Genomic DNA, 20,186 nt, shown 5'->3' on the forward strand with positions numbered 1-20,186 from the left:
GACCCAGATAAAATCTCTAGCGGTCGCAGTGCTTAACAATATATGCTGTATTTTCCACGATCCACTCTTGGTCAATTCAAAGAAAATACTTGATAAAAACGGCATTCATAGATAGTATTGCACCTTTCCAAGTAATTGATAATAGTTCAGTTAACTTGATTCAGGGCCTATAGCTCAGTTGGTTAGAGCAGCGGACTCATAATCCGTTGGTCGACAGTTCAAGTCTGTCTGGGCCCACCAGATTCAAAAAAACCACTTTGGTACATTAAATCCAAAGTGGTTTTTTATTTTCAAGCCGATAAGACTTTTAAGATATTGTTTAACGACCCGTCAGCATTTTAAACTATGCATGACTTACAGATAACAGGAAGTATAATTTTGATGTATTCCCTGTTCAAACAGAATCACTTCTAAAGTTCATTGCTTTCTTTTCCTTACGCTTTTCCATAAGCAACTCCAGTAAAGACCAAAGAATCACAATGATAAAAATACCAATCACCACTATAAAAGCCGTAAAATAGGTCATATCCCTTATTCCCCATTAACAATTGACTTAATTTTGAGCCATTCAACCCCGCCCTGGACAAAAGTCTAATAGTTATTTTTCAGTCTGAACAGAAAAATTTGGTGATTAATCATACTTTGTTTATATCAGTTTATATTTTATAAATATTTTCACCAGACCTTTAAGACATTAAATCTATTAATTCGCATCATTTCGCAAATATTAAAAATACAATTGTATAATTATATTTTATCATCACACTCAACTGCTCTTGACGTTATAAAAAAACAGGCAGAAAGTAGCACCTTTCCTGAGGTCAGGTATAAAGTTTTCAAATGCTAAAAAAATTAATCGGTAATGCCACATTCAAACTTTCAGGCTGGTCCTACCATGTAGAACCCGACGTCCTTGAAAACAAACAGGTCATTGTTGGCTTTGAACATACATCCATGATGGATGCAGTTTTATCATTAGCCCTGTTCCAGATTTATGATATTAAAATTCATACCCTGATCAAAAAGGAACTGTTCAAGGGACCTTTCAAGCCTGTACTTGAAGCAATAGGCGGTATTGCTGTTGACCGCAATTCCAGTAAAGATATTGTCTCTCAGATGGTTGAGCATTTTGAAAAGAATGAGAAATTCAATCTGGTGATAGCCCCTGAAGCAACTCGGGCAAAAAAAGATGAAGTAAGAAAACCGATCCGAACCGGCTTCTGGCATATTGCAAAAGCGGCAAATGTACCTATTGTGCTGATGTATGCCAATTCCAGAACACAGAAAGGTGGAATTTTTGGCAAAATATATCCCACTGAACTGGAACATGATCTGGTTTTGATGAAAAAACTGTATAAAGAACATACTGGACTGGACATTATTATTCCAGATACCAAAAAATAATGCTAAATGCTGCATTTCTAAAATTCAGGTACTTTCTCATAAAAAAGTGCTTATGGTAGAATCGCAGCAATCTGATATGGCATAAAGCCAATCTACAAGGAGCAAATTTCGCATGGCGGGTCATTCCAAGTGGGCCAATATTAAGCATCGCAAAGCAAAACAAGATGCCAGTCGCGGTAAAGTTTTTACTAAATACATTCGTGAGCTTGTAACAGCTGCCAAACTCGGCGGACCAGATGCTGCAAGCAACCCGCGTTTACGTGCGGTGGTGGAAAAAGCACTTTCTGTCAATATGACTCGTGATGTGATTAACCGTGCGATTCAGCGTGGTGCCGGCGGTGAAGATAACGATGACTTAAAAGAAGTCACTTATGAAGGTTATGGTGTTGGTGGTGTTGCCGTGATTGTTGAAACAATGACGGATAACCTCAACCGTACTGTACCGGATGTCCGTCACTGTTTCTCAAAAACAGATGGTAACCTCGGTACCAATGGCTCTGTGGCTTTCTTATTTACAAAACGTGGCGAGATTACTTTTGAAGATGTATCTTTAGAAGATCAGATCATGGATATTGCTCTGGAAGCTGGGGCAGAAGACATCGAAGTTGATGAAGACGAAATTCTGGTCATTACAACACCTGAAACATTTGGTGTGGTACAGGATGCTTTAACTGCTGCAGGTTTAAAATCTGACAATGCTGAAGTGGTTATGAGTCCATCGACCAAAGCTGAAATCACCGATATCGATCAGGCGAAAAAAATCATGAAAATGATTGATATGCTTGAAGATCTGGATGACGTTCAGAACGTATATACAAACGTTGAATTCTCAGATGCCGTACTGGCAGAGCTTGAAGCTTAAAACGTCCAGTCAATTCATAAAAAAACGCGCTGAATGCGCGTTTTTTATTGAACAGATCAAACCACAACTGCCGCCCCTGTTTCAGACTTTGCTGAGCAAGCCCGTACAGTTAAACACATGATTATATTCTTTGATCACAAAACTTGAATGCAAAGCAACCACGTGCTCAATTTTACCAATGCGTTTCAGTAAAATTTCACTGTAATTTTCCATATCCTTAGCCACAACTTCAACCAGAAAGTCTGCTGTCTGCCCTGTCACCAGAAAAGCATTGATCACCTCAGGGATATTTTCCAGTTCTTCAAGAAACTTCGCAAATGTATCGGTGTCGTGCTTACTCAGTGAAACCTGCAAAATAACATGCAGCTTAAACCCCAGTTTTTCATAGTTAATATCACGCTTCAAATGTGTCATGACATTGGTTTCAATCAGATGCTTAATCCGGCGATGTACAGAACTGACCGACAGGCTGATCCTTTCCGACAGCTCATTCAGATTGATATCTTCATGCGTCAATATTTCAAGAATCTGTTTATCGTATCTGTCCAGTTCCATGTCCACACTCCCACGTTTAAGCTGCAAAGCTATATTTTTATAATTTACATTTATCACATTTTTCTGTTTATAGGTCTATTTATTTCACCTAGCCTGATTTTAAGGGGAAATATTTTTTATAAAATGCATAAATGACGTAATTTTATTCAAAAATCTCAGACTGTTTTGAGCTGGCTGCTGGAAACACCGGCTGATCAGTCCTGAACCGATCAACCAGGATGTTTAAATACCACGCCAGTCAACTCTTGCCCTGCGTTCTGTCATATAAATTCGTTGTACATACTGCCCCAGTGGAAGCTCAGCAAGAAAATTCTTATAATTTCTGAATTCTTCAGACTGATTTTCACCATGTTCCTTTTCCCAGGGAGTCCCTTCAATTTCAAGTAAAGGAGCAAGCATGGAGCACACGGCTATATCGGCAAGTCCCAGTCGGTCACCGACAAAATATCTGCCACCATTGTTGTTCAGTCGCTGATTCAGCTCTGCAACCAGGATATCCATTTTTTCACGTGACTGAATCACTTTCTCCGAATCGACTTTATAGCCTTTCGCCATGAGTGCTTTAATCAGAGGTTTTGAATATTTTTCAAACTGACGCAGATAGCCTTTCTCTCCAATCAGAATTTCGAGCGACTCGCCACCATCTGACAGGGCATGTGACAACCCCCATCTACGGACATGCTGTCCAAGTTCCGTGGCAATCGCATTGACTTCAAGTGCGCTCTCACGGAGTTCAGGATCTGACCTCAGCAAGGTATGTTCTGGATACAGCTCATCCAGATATAAAGCAATCTGTGTTGAATCTGAAATCCATTTTTCCTGATCTTTCAGAATCGGGAGCGTGTTCTGCCCTGTCTTTAACTGTGCAAATGCACGATGTACGCCAGGAATTAAATTCTGTGCAACAAAATCCAGCTCTTTATAGTCAAGTAACCAGCGTGCTTTCTCACAAAAATGGGATAACGGAAACTGATACAATATCCGCATAAACTCTCCAGCATTATTTTTTTAGTTCAGCTCGGACACTACTTTAGTCACAGCTGAGCTGAATAACAATGTACTTTTGCTACAAAAATTCAATCAGAACATCAAACTGCATTTTTATGGACAGCACAAACGCCTGTTATACCAGTCAACTGAACTGACCATACGTTAAAATTTCATCTTCGGCACAGTTTACTGTCACTGTATGACCTGACTTTGCAGTGTCTTTGATGTAGAATCAGCAACAATTTTCAAATAATTCAGTGTGAGTAACTTCATGGGTTTTAATTGCGGTATTGTCGGCCTGCCGAACGTTGGTAAATCTACACTTTTCAATGCATTGACTAAAGCTGCTATTGCTGCAGAAAACTTCCCATTCTGTACCATTGAACCAAACACAGGCATTGTACCTGTACCTGATCCACGTTTAGACAAACTGACTGAGATCGTTAAACCACAGCGTGTGATTCCGACCACAATGGAATTTGTGGATATTGCCGGTCTGGTTGCAGGCGCATCCAAGGGTGAAGGTTTAGGTAACCAGTTTCTTGCAAACATCCGCGAAACTGATGCAATTGCACACGTTGTCCGTTGCTTTGAAGATGAAAACGTCATTCATGTAAATGGTAAAATTGACCCGCTTGATGATATCGCAACCATCAATACTGAACTTGCACTTGCTGATCTGGATACTGTTGCTAAAGCATTACTGCGTCTGACTAAAGCTGCAAAAGGCGGTGACAAAGAAGCGATTGCAACTAAAGCTGTCTTGGAAAAAATTCAGCCTTTACTGGATGAAGGTAAACCTGCCCGCGCTGCTGACCTGGACGACGATGAACGTAAAGCAGTCCGTGGCTTTGGTCTGATGACTTTAAAACCAACCATGTATATTGCAAACGTTGCTGAAGATGGTTTTGAAAACAACCCTCACCTGGAAGCTGTGAAAAAACTGGCTGCTGAAGAAAATGCCATTGTTGTTCCACTGTGCAACCAGATTGAAGCTGAAATTTCTCTGCTTGAAGATGAAGACCGTGCTGAATTTCTTGAAGCACTAGGCATGGAAGAACCAGGACTGAATGTCGTGATTCGTGCCGGTTACAGCCTGCTGGGTTTACAGACTTACTTCACAGCTGGTGTTCAGGAAGTACGTGCATGGACTGTTAAGGTTGGCGCGACTGCACCTCAGGCGGCTGGTGTGATTCACACAGACTTTGAAAAAGGATTTATTCGTGCTGAATGTGTTGCTTACGACGACTTTGTACAGTACAACGGCGAAAATGGCGCTAAAGAAGCTGGAAAATGGCGTCTTGAAGGTAAAACATACGTTGTTCAGGATGGTGATGTTCTGCATTTCCGTTTTAACGTATAAGTCAGTTTAAAAAACAAAGCCCGCTTTTGCGGGCTTTGTTTTTTGTAATTCGGCTTAATTTCTTATGAACTGTATTTACTGACCTGAAGCTGTATGCATCGTTTTCAGATCCATTTCTGCACGCTGTTTTCGTGCTTCCACCAGCATACGCTGCTGAATATCTTTACGGAATCCAAGCAAAAAGACAAATTCAGCCAGCACAAATAATGGACCAATAGCCAGACCGATCAGATCATCCACAAAAGCAGGTTTTTTCTTTTCATAATAATGGCCCACAAACTGGAACACCCACCCCACAACAAAAATACCTACACTGCTACTTAACCATGTAACGGTATCCCATTGTGCAATTTTATAAGCAAACGGATATGCAACTGAGAAAAGAACCAGCATGATTACACCAAAAATCCGATCCAGACTCAGATAATAAATCACACTCAGTACAATCAACAGCAGCGCCAGTGTTAACTCAAAGCCATACACCATGACACCAGCCCGGGCGGTCAGACAGATAATTGAAAATACAATCATGGGAATACCCACAAAATGTGTATAAATATTTTTATGATCAAGATGATAAGCTGCATACTGGCTTAACAGTTTTTCTAATTTTGTCATTTTCATCGTCCTTGTTACATTACACTGTAGGCTTTAATATACAAAAAAAGAATATGTGAAGTTGTCAGCCAGACGACAATTCAGACTACCCACCTGCCAGACACCGGAAAGCGTTATGTTTAGTCAGAACAATACAGACCAGCTGAGCAACAACCTATGGTTTTCAAATCTGGATCTGAACTTACAGCAATATATTCTTAAAAATGCAGTGATTCAGCACTACGAAAAAGATCAGACTATTTTTCAGATGGGTAATCTGTTTGATGGGATTTATGCCGTACTCACAGGCTCTGTACGCCTGGGATATATAGATATAGAGGGCAATGAATCTGTTGCAGCCTATGTAGAACCCATTATGTGGTTTGGTGAGATCTCACTGGTGGATAAACTTCCCCGCTCACACAATGCTGTAGCCACTCAGAAATGCGAAATCCTTTATCTGTCTGATACAGCGATTCAGACACTTTTACAGCAAAACCCAGGCTTCTGGTTTCATATCGCACAATTAACGAGTCAGAAACTGAGACATGCTTTTCTTGAGCTGATTTCAATTCAGACACAGACCATCAGTCAGCGCCTGGCGCAACGTCTGTTATTTATACTGCAAGGTTATGGCAATCATGCTCAGATTGAGCAAAAAGAGATTCATTTCAGTCAGGAACAGCTGGCACAGATGCTGATGTGCTCAAGACAGACCATAAATCAGGAATTACAGCAACTTGAGAGAAAAGGCATCATCAGAATTGCTTTTAAAAAAATTGAAATTATCAACTTTGCTGAATTGCATCAGATCGCGCATTCTCATCATGAAAAAAGCTGAACCATCACATAAAAATGCACGCTTTAAATACACTTCAATGCACCACAGCTAAACAGTCATTATATTTTTGCACACTGTCGGTGCATGAGTTTTCAGGAAATTAACTTACACACATCCACATCATCAAAGCCATTAGTGCATGGTGCAACTTCATTGTGAGCAATAACAGGCTGAACATTCGCAGCAGACTCTGTGTACAGCGCTGACGCACTAAAAGCACCAAGAAGACTTATAGATAATGAAACTTTATAAAGCATAAAATTACTCCTATATTTAATATTAATCACACTATAAATCAAATTATAAGCCATTTTTACTACAATTTATCAAATAATGATATTTTTTATTATTATTGATTTATATTTCTTAACAATAACAAAGCCATCCATTATGGCTGTTTTACAGGTAAATCATTCATTCAAACCCAAAAAGCCACATATAAGACAGTGGTTTCCTATATGTGGCTCATCCCTAAAATCGGTTTGACGTATTAAAAAAGATTGGTGTGCGGTTTAGTATTGCCCAATGCCGGATTAGCAATTGCATCTTTGCACTGTGCTTTATCACGCTCATAATCAGCCTGTTTGTGTGCAACTGAGCCTGTATTTTCAACAGTTTCACGTGCCCAAGTATCCAGTGATGTCAGGGCTTTTCGGCATAATGCATACTTTCCTTCCGTCACAGAGTCTGTCATTTTGACATTGATACGCCAGTCGGTGCTCAGTTTACGGGCAGGTTTACGCACTTTTTCATCAATTTCATTGATTTTTTTTGCATAAACAACAGCATCCACCTCATTGATGAACTTCCATGCTTCATTCGCATACGTTGTTGCGTCATTGCTTAACTTAGGTGCCGCTTTAATTTCAACCTGTTCCGCAGGTTCCTGCGCAGGCTTGCTGCATGCCTGCAACAGTAAAATTACACCAACCAATGATGTAAACAGTACACTTTTTGAGTTAAACGTCAGCATCTGTGAGCTACCTGGACAAACATTTGAGTAATATGCTAGTGAATTCGAGTACAATACTCAATCTTATTTGACCCTTTGTTCAATTCTCCTCTTAAGGTGTGTTGTGTCCGAACACAAAATTTCCTCTGTGCAGCCCGCCGGTTTCTGGCAAGGTGCTAAAGACAGCCAGGCTATTATCTTTACTTATCTCCCTGTTTCATTTGCATTTGGTGTCTCAGCTACACAATTTGGATTTACTGCATGGGAAGCACTGTTTTTATCCTGTTCCATGTACGCAGGAGCAAGCCAGTTCCTGGTCGTAGCTCTGCTGGGCAGTGGCACTTCCATATGGATGACTGCACTCACAGTGATTGCACTTGATATCCGCCATCTGCTTTATGGTCCTGCCTTGCAGAACCTGATTCAGGATAAATTAAATCTGAAAAAAACCGCGATCTGGTCATGGGGACTGACTGATGAAGTTTTTGCATCAGGTATGATTAAACTGTCTCAGCGACGTCAGGAATGGTCAGAATCATGGATGCTTGGACTCAGTCTGTTCAGCTGGCTGTCATGGGCTTTGGGTTCATTTTTAGGGGGATTGTTTGCAGATCAGGTCACACAGCTTCCTCAGTTTTTACAGGCAGCACTGGATTTTCTGTTACCCGCACTGTTTTTAAGTTTCCTGCTTGCCGCTTTTGAAAAGAAACATACTTTCGTCGTTGCAGTATCTTTAATTGTATCGGCATTTGCCTGTTACTTTATCAGTATGTCAGCTGCTATTTTTATAGGCATCACTTCTGGAATTTTTGCCGGACTATTTAAACATTATGTTTTAAAACAGCATGATGAGACAGGTATTTGAGATGGATTTACATATTATTGCGGTGGGTATACTGGTGGGTATTGCAAACTTTGCATCCCGTTTCGGTCCATTTTATGTGATTCAGAAAAGTCAGCAGAATACTCAAGCACGCGGTTCAACCTGGCTTAAAGTTGCATTGGGCAGTATCGGTATTGCAGCTATCAGCTCCATGCTGGTTGTTGCAACACTACCACCCTTGATTGAAACACCTGATAAAAGCTTTGCCATGCTGGTTGGATTTATTGTCCTTGCAGGATTGTATTTTAAATTTAAACGTATTGTTCTTGCGACCTTAACAGCTGCACTGGCTTATGGACTGGTTTATACCTATTTCCCAATCTGATATATTCAGTCAAATGAATCAAAAATATCTGCGCAGATTTTTATAATTCACGCAGATTCAGCCTTAAAATGTAACCACGTCAGTTTTGAGGCTGTATAAATCACAGTTTAAAGTGCTGAGAGTGCTCACAATAAAGTACTCTTTAGAGTGTTTAATAAAAATAATTTTGCTTTCGGTTAAAATCACTCCTAAAAGCCCAAGCTATAAAACACATAAAAATGAATAACATATTAAAAACAGGTTTATTCAATTGTTTGACAAAATTGATGATTTTATGTGAAACAAGGCTTAACACCTGTCTCAGTTCTGATATGCTTAAAATCCCATAAAATCAAGCATGGATGATTCTCATGAGCGTGACCATCGGTACTCCCCTACAGTCTTCAGCGTTTAAAGTTTTACTGTTAGGTTCAGGAGAACTCGGTAAAGAAGTGGTGATTTCACTACAGCGACTTGGTGTAGAAGTTCACGCAGCAGACCGTTATGAAGATGCACCTGCCATGCAAGTTGCCCATTTCTCTTATGCCTTGAATATGGCAGATCCTACAGAATTAAAAGCACTAATCGAAAAAGTTAAACCCAATCTGATTGTTCCCGAAATTGAAGCGATTGCCACTCATGTTCTGACAGAAATTGAAGAACAGAATATTGCAACAGTCATTCCTTCAGCCAAGGCTGTTAATCTGACCATGAACCGTGAAGGTATCCGTCGCCTGGCTGCTGAAGAACTTGGACTCCCGACTTCTGCCTATCGTTTTGCCAGCACTTTAGAAAGTTTCCGTGCTGCTTGTGATGACATCGGTTATCCAAACTTTGTAAAACCTGTCATGTCATCTTCAGGTAAAGGGCAATCGCGTGTCAAAGAATATGCCGAAGTTGATGCTGCATGGGAATATGCTCAAACGGGCGGTCGTGTGAATCAAGGCACTGTAATCGTTGAATCACAGATTGATTTTGATTTTGAAATCACATTACTGACTGTCCGCTCAAAAAATCCTGAAACCGGTGAAATCGAAACTTCATACTGTGATCCAATCGGGCACCGTCAGGATTCAGGTGATTATGTTGAAAGCTGGCAGCCACAGGCAATGACCAGTGCTGCACTGGACGAGTCAAAAAGGATTGCAAACAAAGTCACCACAGCACTGGGTGGCTGCGGTATTTTTGGGGTCGAACTGTTTGTCAAAGCAGACAAAGTATGGTTTAGTGAGGTATCACCTCGCCCTCATGATACAGGACTTGTTACACTCGCTTCTCAGTTCCAGAGTGAATTTGAACTGCATGCCCGGGCTATTTTAGGTCTACCTGTTAATACTGCCCGTCACAGTGTAGCTGCAAGTGCTGTTATTTATGCAGGTACAGATGCTGAAAATCTTTCGTATTCTGGTCTGAATCTTGCTTTAGCAAATCCAGATACAGATCTACGTCTGTTTGGTAAACCCGAAGGGTTTAAACGTCGCCGTATGGGTGTCGCAACAGCTCGTGCTGAAACAACCGATCAGGCACGTGAACTTGCACAACAGGCAGCGAATCAGGTCACTGTGAACCAGAACTGAGACTTTTAAATAATACGGACCACTGTTCATGATCATTACTTCACCATTACATAACTATGTGAAAGGTACTCACGACATTCAGGCGATCAATCAATGGCGAACTGATGTCGAGCAACAACTGCAGGAAAGTTATGAGCATGGACAGCCGATTCGTGAAATTATCCAGTCCCGTTCTGCTCTGATTGATGAAGCATTAAAATTTTTATGGCAGCATGCCGAACTCGAAACAACCGACCTGGGGCTTTTTGCTGTAGGTGGATATGGTCGTCGCGAAATGCTGCCGTATTCTGATGTTGATATCATGATTTTATCTGAAGATGAAATTACTGCCGAACAGGAAAAATTAATCTCAACTTTTATTTCCTCTTTATGGGATGTCGGGAACTTTAAACCTGGGATCAGTGTACGCACCATCCGTCACTGTGTAGAAGAAGCAACCAATGATCTGACCGTCGCCACTGCCCTGATTGAAGCACGTCTGATTATCGGCAGTCAGCACCTGGCTCGATGGCCACGCCGTATTGTCTCTCAGACCTGGACGGACAGAACTTTCTATGATGCAAAAATGGAAGAACAGACCCGTCGCTATGCCCAGCATAATAATACCGAAAGCAACCTTGAGCCGGACATCAAAAATGCACCTGGAGGTATCCGGGATATCAACCAGATTGGCTGGATTGCAAAAAGGCATTTTCGTGTAAACCGTATTTATGACCTGGTTCATCTAGGCTTTATTTCTGAGTTTGAATTGGGCGTGCTCGAAGAAGCAGAAAGTTTTCTCTGGGAAATCCGTAATGAGCTTCACCGTCTGACAAAACGTGATGAAAACCGTCTGCTGTTCGATTATCAACGTGAAATAGCAGCAAAGTTCGGCTATCAGAGAGAAGAAGGTAAATCACCGAACTATCCAATTGAACAGTTCATGAAGCGTTATTATCGGACGGCACAACAGGTATCCACCCTGAATGAAATGCTGCTGGCCTATTTCAATGAATCTGTCATTACGCCACGCCTGCCTGATTACGAACGTAAAATTGAAGAAATCAATGAAAATTTCAAACTGGTGGATGGCAAACTGGCGGTCAATCACCATAAGATTTTTTCTGAAAATCCAAGTGCTATTCTTGAACTGTTCTATCTGTTGGCAAACCGTCCTGAAATTGAAGGTATCCGTGCCAGAACGCTTCGCCTGCTGACTCTGGCAGCAAAACGTATTAACCAGAGCTTCAGAAATAATCCTGCGCATCAGGCAATGTTCATGGCAATCATCCGCTCGCCACACCGTCTGTATGACACACTGGTGGCAATGAAACGTTATGGCGTACTGGGGAACTATATTCCTGCTTTTGGTCAGATCATGGGGTTAATGCAGTATGACCTGTTCCATATTTATACCGTCGATGCACACACTCTTTTACTGATCCGAAATCTGAACCGTTTTAAAGAACCTGAGTTTGCAAAAGATTTCCCTGTTGTCAGTTCTGTTTTCCAGCGTCTAGCACGTCGTGATATTGTCTATCTGGCTGCTATTTTCCACGATATTGCAAAAGGTCGTGGTGGAGATCACAGTGAACTTGGTGCGGAAGATGCGATTGAGTTCTGCAGGATGCATGGTTTTACTGAACGTGAATGCAACCTGGTTGCCTGGCTGATTCAGAATCACCTGAGCATGTCTGTCACCTCTCAGAAAAAAGATATTTCAGACCCTGATGTCGTCAAAGATTTTGCTGAAAAAATGGGTGACATGGAGCACCTGGATTATCTGTATACACTGACAGTTGCAGATATCAATGCCACAAATCCTAAACTGTGGAATACATGGCGTGCTTCGCTCATGCGCCAGCTGTACACCCATGCCCGTGATGTGATCCGCTCGGGTCTAGGCCGTCCTGTCGATTATCAGATGCTGATCGAGGATACTAAATTTTCTGCCAGCGAACTTTTGGTCAATGATTTCTCCCTTGCCGATGTAGAAAAAGTCTGGCAGGAACTCGGTGATGAATATTTCCTGAAAGAGTCTGCGGACGAAATTGCATGGCATACCCGAGCCATTCTCCAGCATGGCGATAACCCTGCCCCCCTGGTGATGATGCGGGCACACCGCAAGTATGCTCAGGATGCGGTACAGCTGTTTATTTACACTCAGGACAAGCCAAACCTGTTTGCAACCACAGTGGCTGTTCTTGACCGCATGAACCTGGATGTCCAGGATGCGCGTATTATTACTGCGGTCAAAGCATTCAGCCTGGACACTTATGTTGTACTGGACCGTTTCGGCACGCTGCTGACTGATCCACAGCGTGAAGAAACTGTCACAGAGGCACTGGTAAATGCTCTGAGCCATTCAGATAAATACCCAGGTCTTATGCAGCGACGCATTCCACGTCAGTTACGCCATTTTGATATTGAAAATACAGTGGATATCACTGTAAATGAAGCACTTCAGCAAAATATGGTCGAAATTGCAACACTTGACCATCCAGGTCTGCTTGCGAAAGTCGGTGGATTATTTATGATGCAGGGGCTGGATATTCATTCAGCCAAAATTGCAACTCTGGGCGAACGGGCAGAAGATATCTTCTTTGTCACCAAAAAAGATGGTGTCCTGATGACCGATGCCGAGTCTGAAACTTTTGCAGCACTGCTGAAATCTGCACTGGATGAAGCTTCCAGTCAGGTATGTGGACAACATTAACCCTAAATATATCGGTAACGATTACATGAACTCCAGTTTGTCATTATTGCACCCTTATCCGTTTGAAAAGCTGAGCAAACTTTTTCAGGATGTTAAACCTGCAGATTTACCGCTGATTCCACTGTCTATAGGTGAACCGAAGCATCCTGCACCGGAGTTTGTAAAGCAGGCAATTATTGACAATTTCCATCACCTGTCCACCTATCCAAACAGTAAAGGTCTGCCTGAACTCAGACTGAGTATTGCAGACTGGTTAAGTCAGCGATTTAAACTGAACAGTATCAGTGCTGAAGATCATGTCCTTCCCGTATCAGGGACTCGTGAAGCAATTTTTTCTTTTGTACAGGCTCTGGTCAATCGTGACGATGCACCTTATGTCGTTATGCCAAATCCTTTTTACCAGATATATGAAGGAGCAACTCTGCTTTCCGGTGCACAACCTTACTTCATTAACTGCACTGAAGAAAATGGATATCTGGGTGACTTCGATGCTGTTCCTGCCGAAGTCTGGGAAAAAACCGCACTGCTGTTTGTCTGCACCCCCGGCAACCCAACAGGTGCTGTCCTGTCCAAAGAACAGTTTAAAAAACTGATTGCTCTTTCAGATCAGTATAATTTTGTCATTGCTTCAGACGAATGTTATTCGGAACTCTGGTTTGATCAGGCTCCAGTCGGCTTACTGGAAGTCTGTGCTGAAATGGGTCGTAACGACTATAAAAACTGTGTGGTGTTCCATTCACTGTCGAAGCGCTCCAACTTACCGGGTATGCGCTCTGGCTTCGTCGCTGGCGATGCAGCACTGATGAAACCTTATCTGAAATACCGTACTTATCATGGCGCTGCAATGCCTGTTCAGCATCAGCTGGCTTCCATCGCCGCCTGGAATGATGAGTCGCATGTTGAAGAAAACAGAAGACTTTACCGTGCTAAATTTGACCTTTTCCAGCAGGAACTTGGCTCGTTATTACCATTACAGAAACCTGATGCAGGTTTTTATTACTGGCTTAAGGTTGATAACGATGAAACATTTGCAAAAAGGCTGATGGAACAGGCGCATATTAAAGTTCTGCCTGGTCGTTACCTGTCCAGAGAAACATCACAGGGCAATCCTGGTGAAAATCATGTCCGCATGGCTTTAGTTGCTGATATCGCACAGTGTGAACAGGTTGTTCAGCGACTGAAAAATATTCTCTGAGAAAACAGCATCAGGAGCCATTTTATCGACTGTATAAAATGGCTTTTTTATCACACTTTATATCTACTGAAAGTCCCGTCATTATTCTGCATTTCTGATATCCAGATCATATACCAGTGGGTAGGTCAGATATCTGTCTGCACGTGGAATCGGTTCAAGCTTCGCCAGCAGGAGTGCCTTTTTTATTTTTTCATCAATCTTCGGCTGACCAGAACCTTTGATTATTTCTGTTTCAGCAATAATTCCTTTGGCTGCAATGACCGTCATTCTAACCCGTACAGGTGAAATTGCCTGAGACATTTCTGCTGGTGTCAGATTATAGGCTGGACGTACCACCCAACCGACATAATATTCTCTGTTCAGCAGCATGGGATCAACCGTGTAATCCTGCTTTTTTAAACTGTATTCCGGCTGTTTGGTTTTGATTGATTTCAATAATTTATTGTATTCATGAGGTGAAGCCTGCGCCGCAGTACAGACCAGTGTCATGAATGAAGCAGATACTATTTTATTTTTCATTATCAGAATCCATTCATCATGGGTTTTCAGGCAGCTTAAGCATAAACTGCCTGAATCAGTTAAGCCTGCAAAGCTTTCTGAATCTCACTCTCGATTGACTCAGGCTTTGTTGTTGGTGCAAATCGATCAATCACTTTACCATCACGCCCAATCAGAAACTTGGTAAAGTTCCACTTAATGCCATTGCCGAGTACACCTTTAGAATTATTGGTCAGATAGCGAAACAGTGCATGTGCTTCTGCTCCTTTAACATCCACTTTGGCAAACATCGGAAAATCCACACCATAGTTTTTCTGACAGAATGCACCGATCTGTTCACTGGAACCTGGTTCCTGACCACCGAACTGATCACATGGAAAGCCTAATACCAGAAAGCCCTGATCTTTGTACTGCTCATACAGCTTCTCCAGTCCTGCATACTGCGGCGTAAAACCACACTTGCTCGCCGTATTGACTATCAATAAAACTTTACCTTCATAATCGGCAAAAGATTTATTTTTTCCATCCAACAATTCAGCCTCAAACTGATAAATGCTCGTCATGGATACGTTTCCTCATCATTTTTTTCTTGTGTTTGTAATTCTAATGATGCCGAGTTGACACAATAACGCAGTCCCGTCGGCTGTGGTCCATCATGGAAAACATGTCCAAGATGGGCATCGCAATGATGACAAATAATTTCTGTTCTGACCATACCATGTGAGCTGTCCTGGCTTTCTTCAACCGCACTGCTGTTTACCGGTCTGAAAAAGCTGGGCCAGCCACTCCCACTGTCATACTTCGTCTCCGAAGAAAATAAAGGCGTGCCACAACAGCGGCATACATAAACCCCCTCCTGTTTAGTATTCCAGTATTTACCTGTAAAAGCAGGCTCCGTCCCCTTCTGACGCGTAATGCGAAACTCATCTGGTGATAACTCTCTTTGCCATTCACGTTCCGTTTTATTGAGTTTTCCCATCACTAAACTCCTTTAAATCTTTGACATTCAATGTCATGCTTCAGTACATCCATATTTACGCTGGAGTGCTCTAAATTTCCAGCGATATTTAAAGATGGATTGTGCTATTTGCGTAATTATTTTTTTCACTGACAAAAACCGGATGGAGCTATGTCCACATTAAGTAACACCAAGCCACGCGAAATTAAAAAATCTTCCAAGCTCGAGCATGTATGCTACGACATTCGCGGACCTGTGTTACAAGCGGCCAATGAAATGGAAGAGGCCGGACATAAGATTATTAAACTGAATATCGGTAACCCCGCCCCGTTTGGCTTTGAAGCACCTCAGGAAATCATTAATGATGTTGCTTTAAACCTGCCGAATGCCGTCGGTTATACAGATTCAAAAGGTATTTTCCCTGCACGTAAGGCAATCTGCCAGTATTATCAGCAAAAAGGCATCCTGGATCTGCATGTCAATGATGTCTATGTCGGTAACGGTGTTTCAGAACTGATCGTTATGGCGATGCAGGGGCTGTTGGATGATGGCGATGAAATGCTGGTGCCTATGCCAGACTATCCGTTATGGACAGCTGCCGTCAATCTGTCAGGCGGTACAGCCATTCACTATAAATGTGACGAAGAAAACTTCTGGTATCCTGATATTGCAGATATGGAGAGTAAAATCACTCCAAGTACCCGCGGTATTGTGGTTATCAATCCAAACAACCCGACAGGTGCGGTTTACCCACGTCATGTCCTGGAGCAGATTGTTGCTTTAGCGAAAAAATACGACCTGATCCTGTTCGCCGATGAGATTTACGACAAAATCGTTTATGACGGTATTGAGCATGTTTCTGTCGCTGCGCTTGCAGGTGATCAGTTATGTATTTCCTTCAATGGTCTGTCCAAAGCATACCGTATTGCAGGATACCGCTCAGGCTGGATGGCCATTACCGGCGACAAGTCCCGTGCGCAGGATTATATTGAAGGTCTGAACATGCTGGCTTCCATGCGTCTGTGTGCCAACCATCAGGCTCAGTATGCCATTCAGACAGCACTGGGTGGATATCAGTCCATCAACGATCTGATCCGTCCTGGCGGTCGTCTGTATGAGCAAAGAAATATTGCGTGGGAAATGCTGAATGATATCCCTGGCGTCAGCTGTGTCAAACCTGAAGGGGCAATGTACTGCTTCCCTCGTCTTGATCCAGAAATCTATCCTGTTCAGGATGATGAAAAGCTGATGCTCGATTTCCTGCGTGCAGAAAAAGTATTACTGGTACAGGGTACTGGATTTAACTGGCCAACACCGGATCACTTCCGCGTTGTATTCCTGCCAGCAGAAAATGAATTACGGGAAGCCCTGACCCGTTTGAGCAGATTTCTGGCAAAACTGCGTTAAGTCAGCCTTTCATACCAAAAGCCGTGAATTATTCACGGCTTTTTCTTTTCAGGGTTAAAACCTTATACCACTTGCATCACATCCAGGTTAAGCTGATCCATCAAGGAATTTATTTCAGGAGTATTGCCAATGTCATTTAAAGTTCACATGATTGATGTTAAAAATCAGCTTCAAAATTACATATGGCTACTCGAACATACCCCTTCACGCCAGGTCATTGCTGTAGACCCGACTGAATCTGGACTGGTTGAAGCATACTGTACCGAACATGGACTGGAACTCAGTCAGATCTGGATTACCCACTGGCATAAAGACCATACCGGGGGCGTTCCTGAGCTGATTCAGCAAAAAAATATCGCTATTTATGGTCCACGGGATGAACTCAGTAAAATACCGTTTATCAGCCATCCTTTGATGGATCATTCCACTTTCAGTTTCCAGGGGCTGAACATTGAAATTTTAGCTGTGCCTGGACATACGCTTGGTCATATCGTCTATTTTATTGATGAGCTTGATCTACTGTTCTGCGGTGATACTTTATTTGCAATGGGTTGTGGCAGAGTGTTTGAAGGTACGTTCGAGCAGATGTATCACTCCCTGAACCGACTGGCAGCTTTACCTCCCCGAACTCAGGTCTACTGTACGCATGAATACACTTTATCCAATGCCAGATTTGCACTGCATGTCGAACCGGACAATAAAGAAATTCAGAAACGGTTTTCCCATGTAGAAAATCAAAGACTGCTTGGACTATGTACACTGCCAAGCACCATCGAAGCTGAACTTGAAACCAACCCATTCCTGAGAGTTGAAAGTGCAGATGAGTTTCAGAAACTGCGCGAATTAAAAGATAATTTTTAAAATATACTGAATATAGAAAAACCCTATTCAATCTGAATCGGGTTTTTTATGCCATCGCTCAAACAACAATTTCAGTAATAATCACCAGAACGCTGTGCATGAAGAAATGCAGGAATCAGTCCAGTTAAAGCAGCCCGTATATCAGCACGTTCATTAATCAGCTGATGTGAACCTTCTTCGAGCATTAACAAGGTCTGCAACCTGAATTTCCTGCGGATAAATTCAATGTTGTAACGCCAGTCCACAGTCTGATCCAGCGCCCCCTGAGCAAGCCATACAGGTATACGGCATGACTGTCTGTTTTCCATTTCCTGCATCCATCTGGACATTGCCAGAATCCAGTCCATTCCCATCATTCGGGGTTGAAGTGGATCTTTTAAACGGACAAAACGTAAAAATTCAGGGTTATGGTTATTACGCTTAAAATGTCTTGGTACCTGACTTTTAATTCTTCTGATAATGCCCAGGCCGACAGAATTGTGCCACCATGCTGACTTTGCCGGTCTGATTAATGGTGAAAGCAGTAATACTCTGTCTACATAAGGATTTTCACGCTTTTCTGCAAACTCAAGTAAATGATGCATCCATATTGCACCCCCTGTACTTTGACCTATCCCCAGCCAGGGTTTAGGTAACTGCGATGCCTTTTCCACATGCTGATAAACCGCATGTAACACCTGCTGATAATGATCAAAGTCTTTAATATTTGCAGGTGAGCCATCACTGAGTCCATGCCCAGGCAGGTCATAAGTCAGAACACTGAAACCCTGCTCCAGGATTTCCCGGATAATCGGCTGATAAATACCACTGTGTTCAAGATATCCATGCAGTAAAAAAACAGTTCCCTTACTTTTCTGGTTTTCAGTCTGGCTGAAATCAGGTGTAAACACCTGAACATGCAGCTTAAATAAAGGCATCTGGACATAACCCTGCCAGTGCAGACACTCAAGCAGATGTAAACCGTACAGTTTTCTGTATGCCTGGATTTCTACAGTCGGTTCATACTTTTGATTCAGATCCAGAACCTCAAGTAACTGTGGCGTTGTATCCCTGCTGGGTACAGGTAAGTTCAGCTGTTTAAGTACAGCAGGATTTAAAAACGGGATATCAGACAATTAAGGTACCTCCCGACAGTCGCTGGAACCCAGCAATACATCTCGTATGGTCGCCAGGACTTCATAATTTGCACGGCGGCTATGATCATAATTCTGTTCCGCAGGTTGCCATTTTGTTAATGTTGTCGGCATAGGTGCTTCCACAGGTGTCGTTTCTATTCCATTCAATGCAAACAAACGACGGGTTCGTGGCATATGATAACGGTCTGTAATCAGCAGAACCGTCGGTGCTCCACCTTTTTTCTGTAGAAGTAATGAGCTGAATCTTGAGTTTTCACAGGTGTTCATACTTCTGTCTTCAAGCAGTTTTGCATCCACCTTGTGCTGTTTAAGCCATTTCTGCATATATGGGGCTTCAACACCACTCAGAACAATCGGAAGCTTATACTGCTTTTCTACTTCCAGGGTTTTTTCAAGGCGTAATCGTGTGTAGTTATTTACCACAATGTCTTTGCCATTTTTATCCAGTGTCAGACCACCGCCCAGGACAACAATGGCATAAGAAGCATCTGAAGCACTGCCTTTCTGCTCGTTCTGCCCCTGAACCATCTGAATATCTTTGTAAGTCGCTGCATCGACACTCTGTGCTGCAACTTCGGTTTCTTCAATTTCATGATTACGTAAAAATTTAAGATACTGCTCCATCAGGACTTTATTTTCACTGCTGCCCAGATCCATCAGATCCCTTACCGCCTGTCCTGGCTGCTCGACAACAGCCTCTGAAGCAGATTCACTGGACACCAATGGAATCTGTGGCTTTTCTTCCTTATTTTTTTCATCTGACAGCTGCTGTTGAATGATTGCCTGTAAGGCTTTATATCGAGCCTGAATCAGCGTCAGATCCTGAGGGTTGTCCCCCTGAATTTCATCTTCAATGACTTTCAGATAAGCCTGACGTGCAATCCACAAGTCTGAGCCAGGTTCCAGATTCTCCTGATCACTTAATGCTGCGGTTTTCTGACTCTTGGCTGCAACTTCATTGACCTCAACAGGGACAAAGGTATTCAGTGCCTTTACTGCCAGCTGCGAATAAAAAGGGGTATAAATAAAAACCATCAGACAGCCAGACAGGACAAACAGCACTGCGGCTATCTGTACCAGTCTGATCATCAAATGGGTCTTTTTCATC

The 20,186-nt window shown here is 42.4% G+C and carries 21 protein-coding genes and 1 tRNA gene; 12 read left to right on the plus strand and 10 right to left on the minus strand.

Translation table 11 applies throughout. From position 1 onward, the window contains the following. Positions 1–163 precede the first annotated feature (163 nt). A tRNA-Ile gene (locus CDG60_RS10705) sits at positions 164–240 on the plus strand. 154 nt (positions 241–394) lie between these two features. Here CDG60_RS10705 and CDG60_RS18530 read toward each other — a convergent pair. Beyond that, the gene (locus tag CDG60_RS18530; RefSeq protein ID WP_264757120.1) at positions 395–526 is read right to left on the minus strand and encodes a hypothetical protein; all 132 of its coding nucleotides are present in this window, start codon (positions 524–526) and stop codon (positions 395–397) included. 314 nt (positions 527–840) lie between these two features. Between CDG60_RS18530 and CDG60_RS10710 the strand changes: the two genes are divergently transcribed. Both CDG60_RS10710 and CDG60_RS10715 read left to right on the plus strand, forming a co-directional pair. Next, positions 841–1,404 (plus strand): 1-acyl-sn-glycerol-3-phosphate acyltransferase, encoded by a 564-nt coding sequence (locus CDG60_RS10710; RefSeq protein ID WP_087512361.1) that lies wholly within the window; start codon positions 841–843, stop codon positions 1,402–1,404. A 112-nt stretch (positions 1,405–1,516) separates the two neighbouring features. After that, positions 1,517–2,266: a YebC/PmpR family DNA-binding transcriptional regulator gene (locus tag CDG60_RS10715; protein WP_087512362.1), complete on the plus strand. Its 750-nt coding sequence runs from the start codon at positions 1,517–1,519 to the stop codon at positions 2,264–2,266. A gap of 81 nt (positions 2,267–2,347) precedes the next feature. Here CDG60_RS10715 and CDG60_RS10720 read toward each other — a convergent pair whose 3' ends face one another. Beyond that, a complete protein-coding gene (locus tag CDG60_RS10720; RefSeq protein WP_087512413.1) occupies positions 2,348–2,821 on the minus strand; it encodes an Lrp/AsnC family transcriptional regulator in 474 nt (157 codons plus the stop codon). 222 nt (positions 2,822–3,043) lie between these two features. Continuing rightward, on the minus strand, positions 3,044–3,808 hold the full coding sequence (locus tag CDG60_RS10725) for a glutathione S-transferase family protein (RefSeq protein ID WP_087512363.1): 765 nt from the start codon (positions 3,806–3,808) through the stop codon (positions 3,044–3,046). Between the two features lie 274 nt (positions 3,809–4,082). Here CDG60_RS10725 and ychF point away from each other — a divergent pair, with 274 nt between their 5' ends. Next, positions 4,083–5,174: a redox-regulated ATPase YchF gene (gene ychF, locus CDG60_RS10730; RefSeq protein ID WP_087512364.1), complete on the plus strand. Its 1,092-nt coding sequence runs from the start codon at positions 4,083–4,085 to the stop codon at positions 5,172–5,174. A 75-nt stretch (positions 5,175–5,249) separates the two neighbouring features. Here the strand turns inward: ychF and CDG60_RS10735 are convergent, their stop codons facing one another. Then, on the minus strand, positions 5,250–5,792 hold the full coding sequence (locus tag CDG60_RS10735) for an Mpo1 family 2-hydroxy fatty acid dioxygenase (protein WP_087512365.1): 543 nt from the start codon (positions 5,790–5,792) through the stop codon (positions 5,250–5,252). A 115-nt stretch (positions 5,793–5,907) separates the two neighbouring features. Here CDG60_RS10735 and CDG60_RS10740 point away from each other — a divergent pair, with 115 nt between their 5' ends. Further along, the gene (locus tag CDG60_RS10740) at positions 5,908–6,612 is read left to right on the plus strand and encodes a Crp/Fnr family transcriptional regulator (protein WP_087512366.1); all 705 of its coding nucleotides are present in this window, start codon (positions 5,908–5,910) and stop codon (positions 6,610–6,612) included. Positions 6,613–7,102: 490 nt separating this feature from the next. Here the strand turns inward: CDG60_RS10740 and CDG60_RS10745 are convergent, their stop codons facing one another. Next, the gene (locus CDG60_RS10745; RefSeq protein ID WP_087512367.1) at positions 7,103–7,585 is read right to left on the minus strand and encodes a hypothetical protein; all 483 of its coding nucleotides are present in this window, start codon (positions 7,583–7,585) and stop codon (positions 7,103–7,105) included. 103 nt (positions 7,586–7,688) lie between these two features. On the opposite strand from CDG60_RS10745, the gene CDG60_RS10750 reads away from it, so the two are divergent. The 5 genes from CDG60_RS10750 (at position 7,689) to dapC (ending at position 14,218) form a co-directional block, all read left to right on the plus strand. Then, positions 7,689–8,429: an AzlC family ABC transporter permease gene (locus CDG60_RS10750; RefSeq protein WP_087512368.1), complete on the plus strand. Its 741-nt coding sequence runs from the start codon at positions 7,689–7,691 to the stop codon at positions 8,427–8,429. Position 8,430: 1 nt separating this feature from the next. Next, a complete protein-coding gene (ygaH, locus tag CDG60_RS10755; RefSeq protein WP_087512369.1) occupies positions 8,431–8,772 on the plus strand; it encodes an L-valine transporter subunit YgaH in 342 nt (113 codons plus the stop codon). A 341-nt stretch (positions 8,773–9,113) separates the two neighbouring features. Continuing rightward, positions 9,114–10,328 (plus strand): formate-dependent phosphoribosylglycinamide formyltransferase, encoded by a 1,215-nt coding sequence (gene purT / locus CDG60_RS10760; RefSeq protein WP_171405451.1) that lies wholly within the window; start codon positions 9,114–9,116, stop codon positions 10,326–10,328. Between the two features lie 28 nt (positions 10,329–10,356). Beyond that, the gene (gene glnD, locus CDG60_RS10765) at positions 10,357–13,023 is read left to right on the plus strand and encodes a [protein-PII] uridylyltransferase (protein WP_087512371.1); all 2,667 of its coding nucleotides are present in this window, start codon (positions 10,357–10,359) and stop codon (positions 13,021–13,023) included. 25 nt (positions 13,024–13,048) lie between these two features. After that, entirely contained in the window at positions 13,049–14,218 is a 1,170-nt protein-coding gene (gene dapC, locus CDG60_RS10770) for a succinyldiaminopimelate transaminase (RefSeq protein ID WP_087512414.1), read from the plus strand. An 81-nt stretch (positions 14,219–14,299) separates the two neighbouring features. Here the strand turns inward: dapC and CDG60_RS10775 are convergent, their stop codons facing one another. From CDG60_RS10775 to msrB, 3 genes are read right to left on the minus strand one after another with little or no spacing between them, the layout of a single operon-like run. Further along, positions 14,300–14,737, minus strand: coding sequence for a hypothetical protein (locus CDG60_RS10775; protein WP_087512372.1), 438 nt, complete (start codon positions 14,735–14,737; stop codon positions 14,300–14,302). 59 nt (positions 14,738–14,796) lie between these two features. Next, positions 14,797–15,279: a glutathione peroxidase gene (locus CDG60_RS10780; RefSeq protein ID WP_087512373.1), complete on the minus strand. Its 483-nt coding sequence runs from the start codon at positions 15,277–15,279 to the stop codon at positions 14,797–14,799. Further along, a complete protein-coding gene (gene msrB / locus CDG60_RS10785; RefSeq protein WP_087512374.1) occupies positions 15,276–15,695 on the minus strand; it encodes a peptide-methionine (R)-S-oxide reductase MsrB in 420 nt (139 codons plus the stop codon). The genes CDG60_RS10780 and msrB overlap by 4 nt, the downstream gene beginning before the upstream one ends. 150 nt (positions 15,696–15,845) lie before the next feature. Here msrB and CDG60_RS10790 point away from each other — a divergent pair, with 150 nt between their 5' ends. Both CDG60_RS10790 and gloB read left to right on the plus strand, forming a co-directional pair. Continuing rightward, positions 15,846–17,081, plus strand: coding sequence for a pyridoxal phosphate-dependent aminotransferase (locus CDG60_RS10790; protein ID WP_087512375.1), 1,236 nt, complete (start codon positions 15,846–15,848; stop codon positions 17,079–17,081). 129 nt (positions 17,082–17,210) lie between these two features. Continuing rightward, complete coding sequence (gene gloB, locus CDG60_RS10795) at positions 17,211–17,942, plus strand: hydroxyacylglutathione hydrolase (RefSeq protein WP_087512376.1); 732 nt, start codon at positions 17,211–17,213, stop codon at positions 17,940–17,942. A gap of 71 nt (positions 17,943–18,013) precedes the next feature. Here the strand turns inward: gloB and CDG60_RS10800 are convergent, their stop codons facing one another. Further along, a complete protein-coding gene (locus CDG60_RS10800) occupies positions 18,014–19,057 on the minus strand; it encodes an alpha/beta hydrolase (RefSeq protein ID WP_087512377.1) in 1,044 nt (347 codons plus the stop codon). Continuing rightward, entirely contained in the window at positions 19,058–20,185 is a 1,128-nt protein-coding gene (locus tag CDG60_RS10805) for a YdcF family protein (RefSeq protein ID WP_087512415.1), read from the minus strand. Between the last annotated feature and the right edge of the window lies 1 nt (position 20,186).

Origin of the sequence: Acinetobacter chinensis, from assembly GCF_002165375.2 — a bacterium.
Classification (GTDB): Bacteria; Pseudomonadota; Gammaproteobacteria; order Pseudomonadales; family Moraxellaceae; genus Acinetobacter; species Acinetobacter chinensis.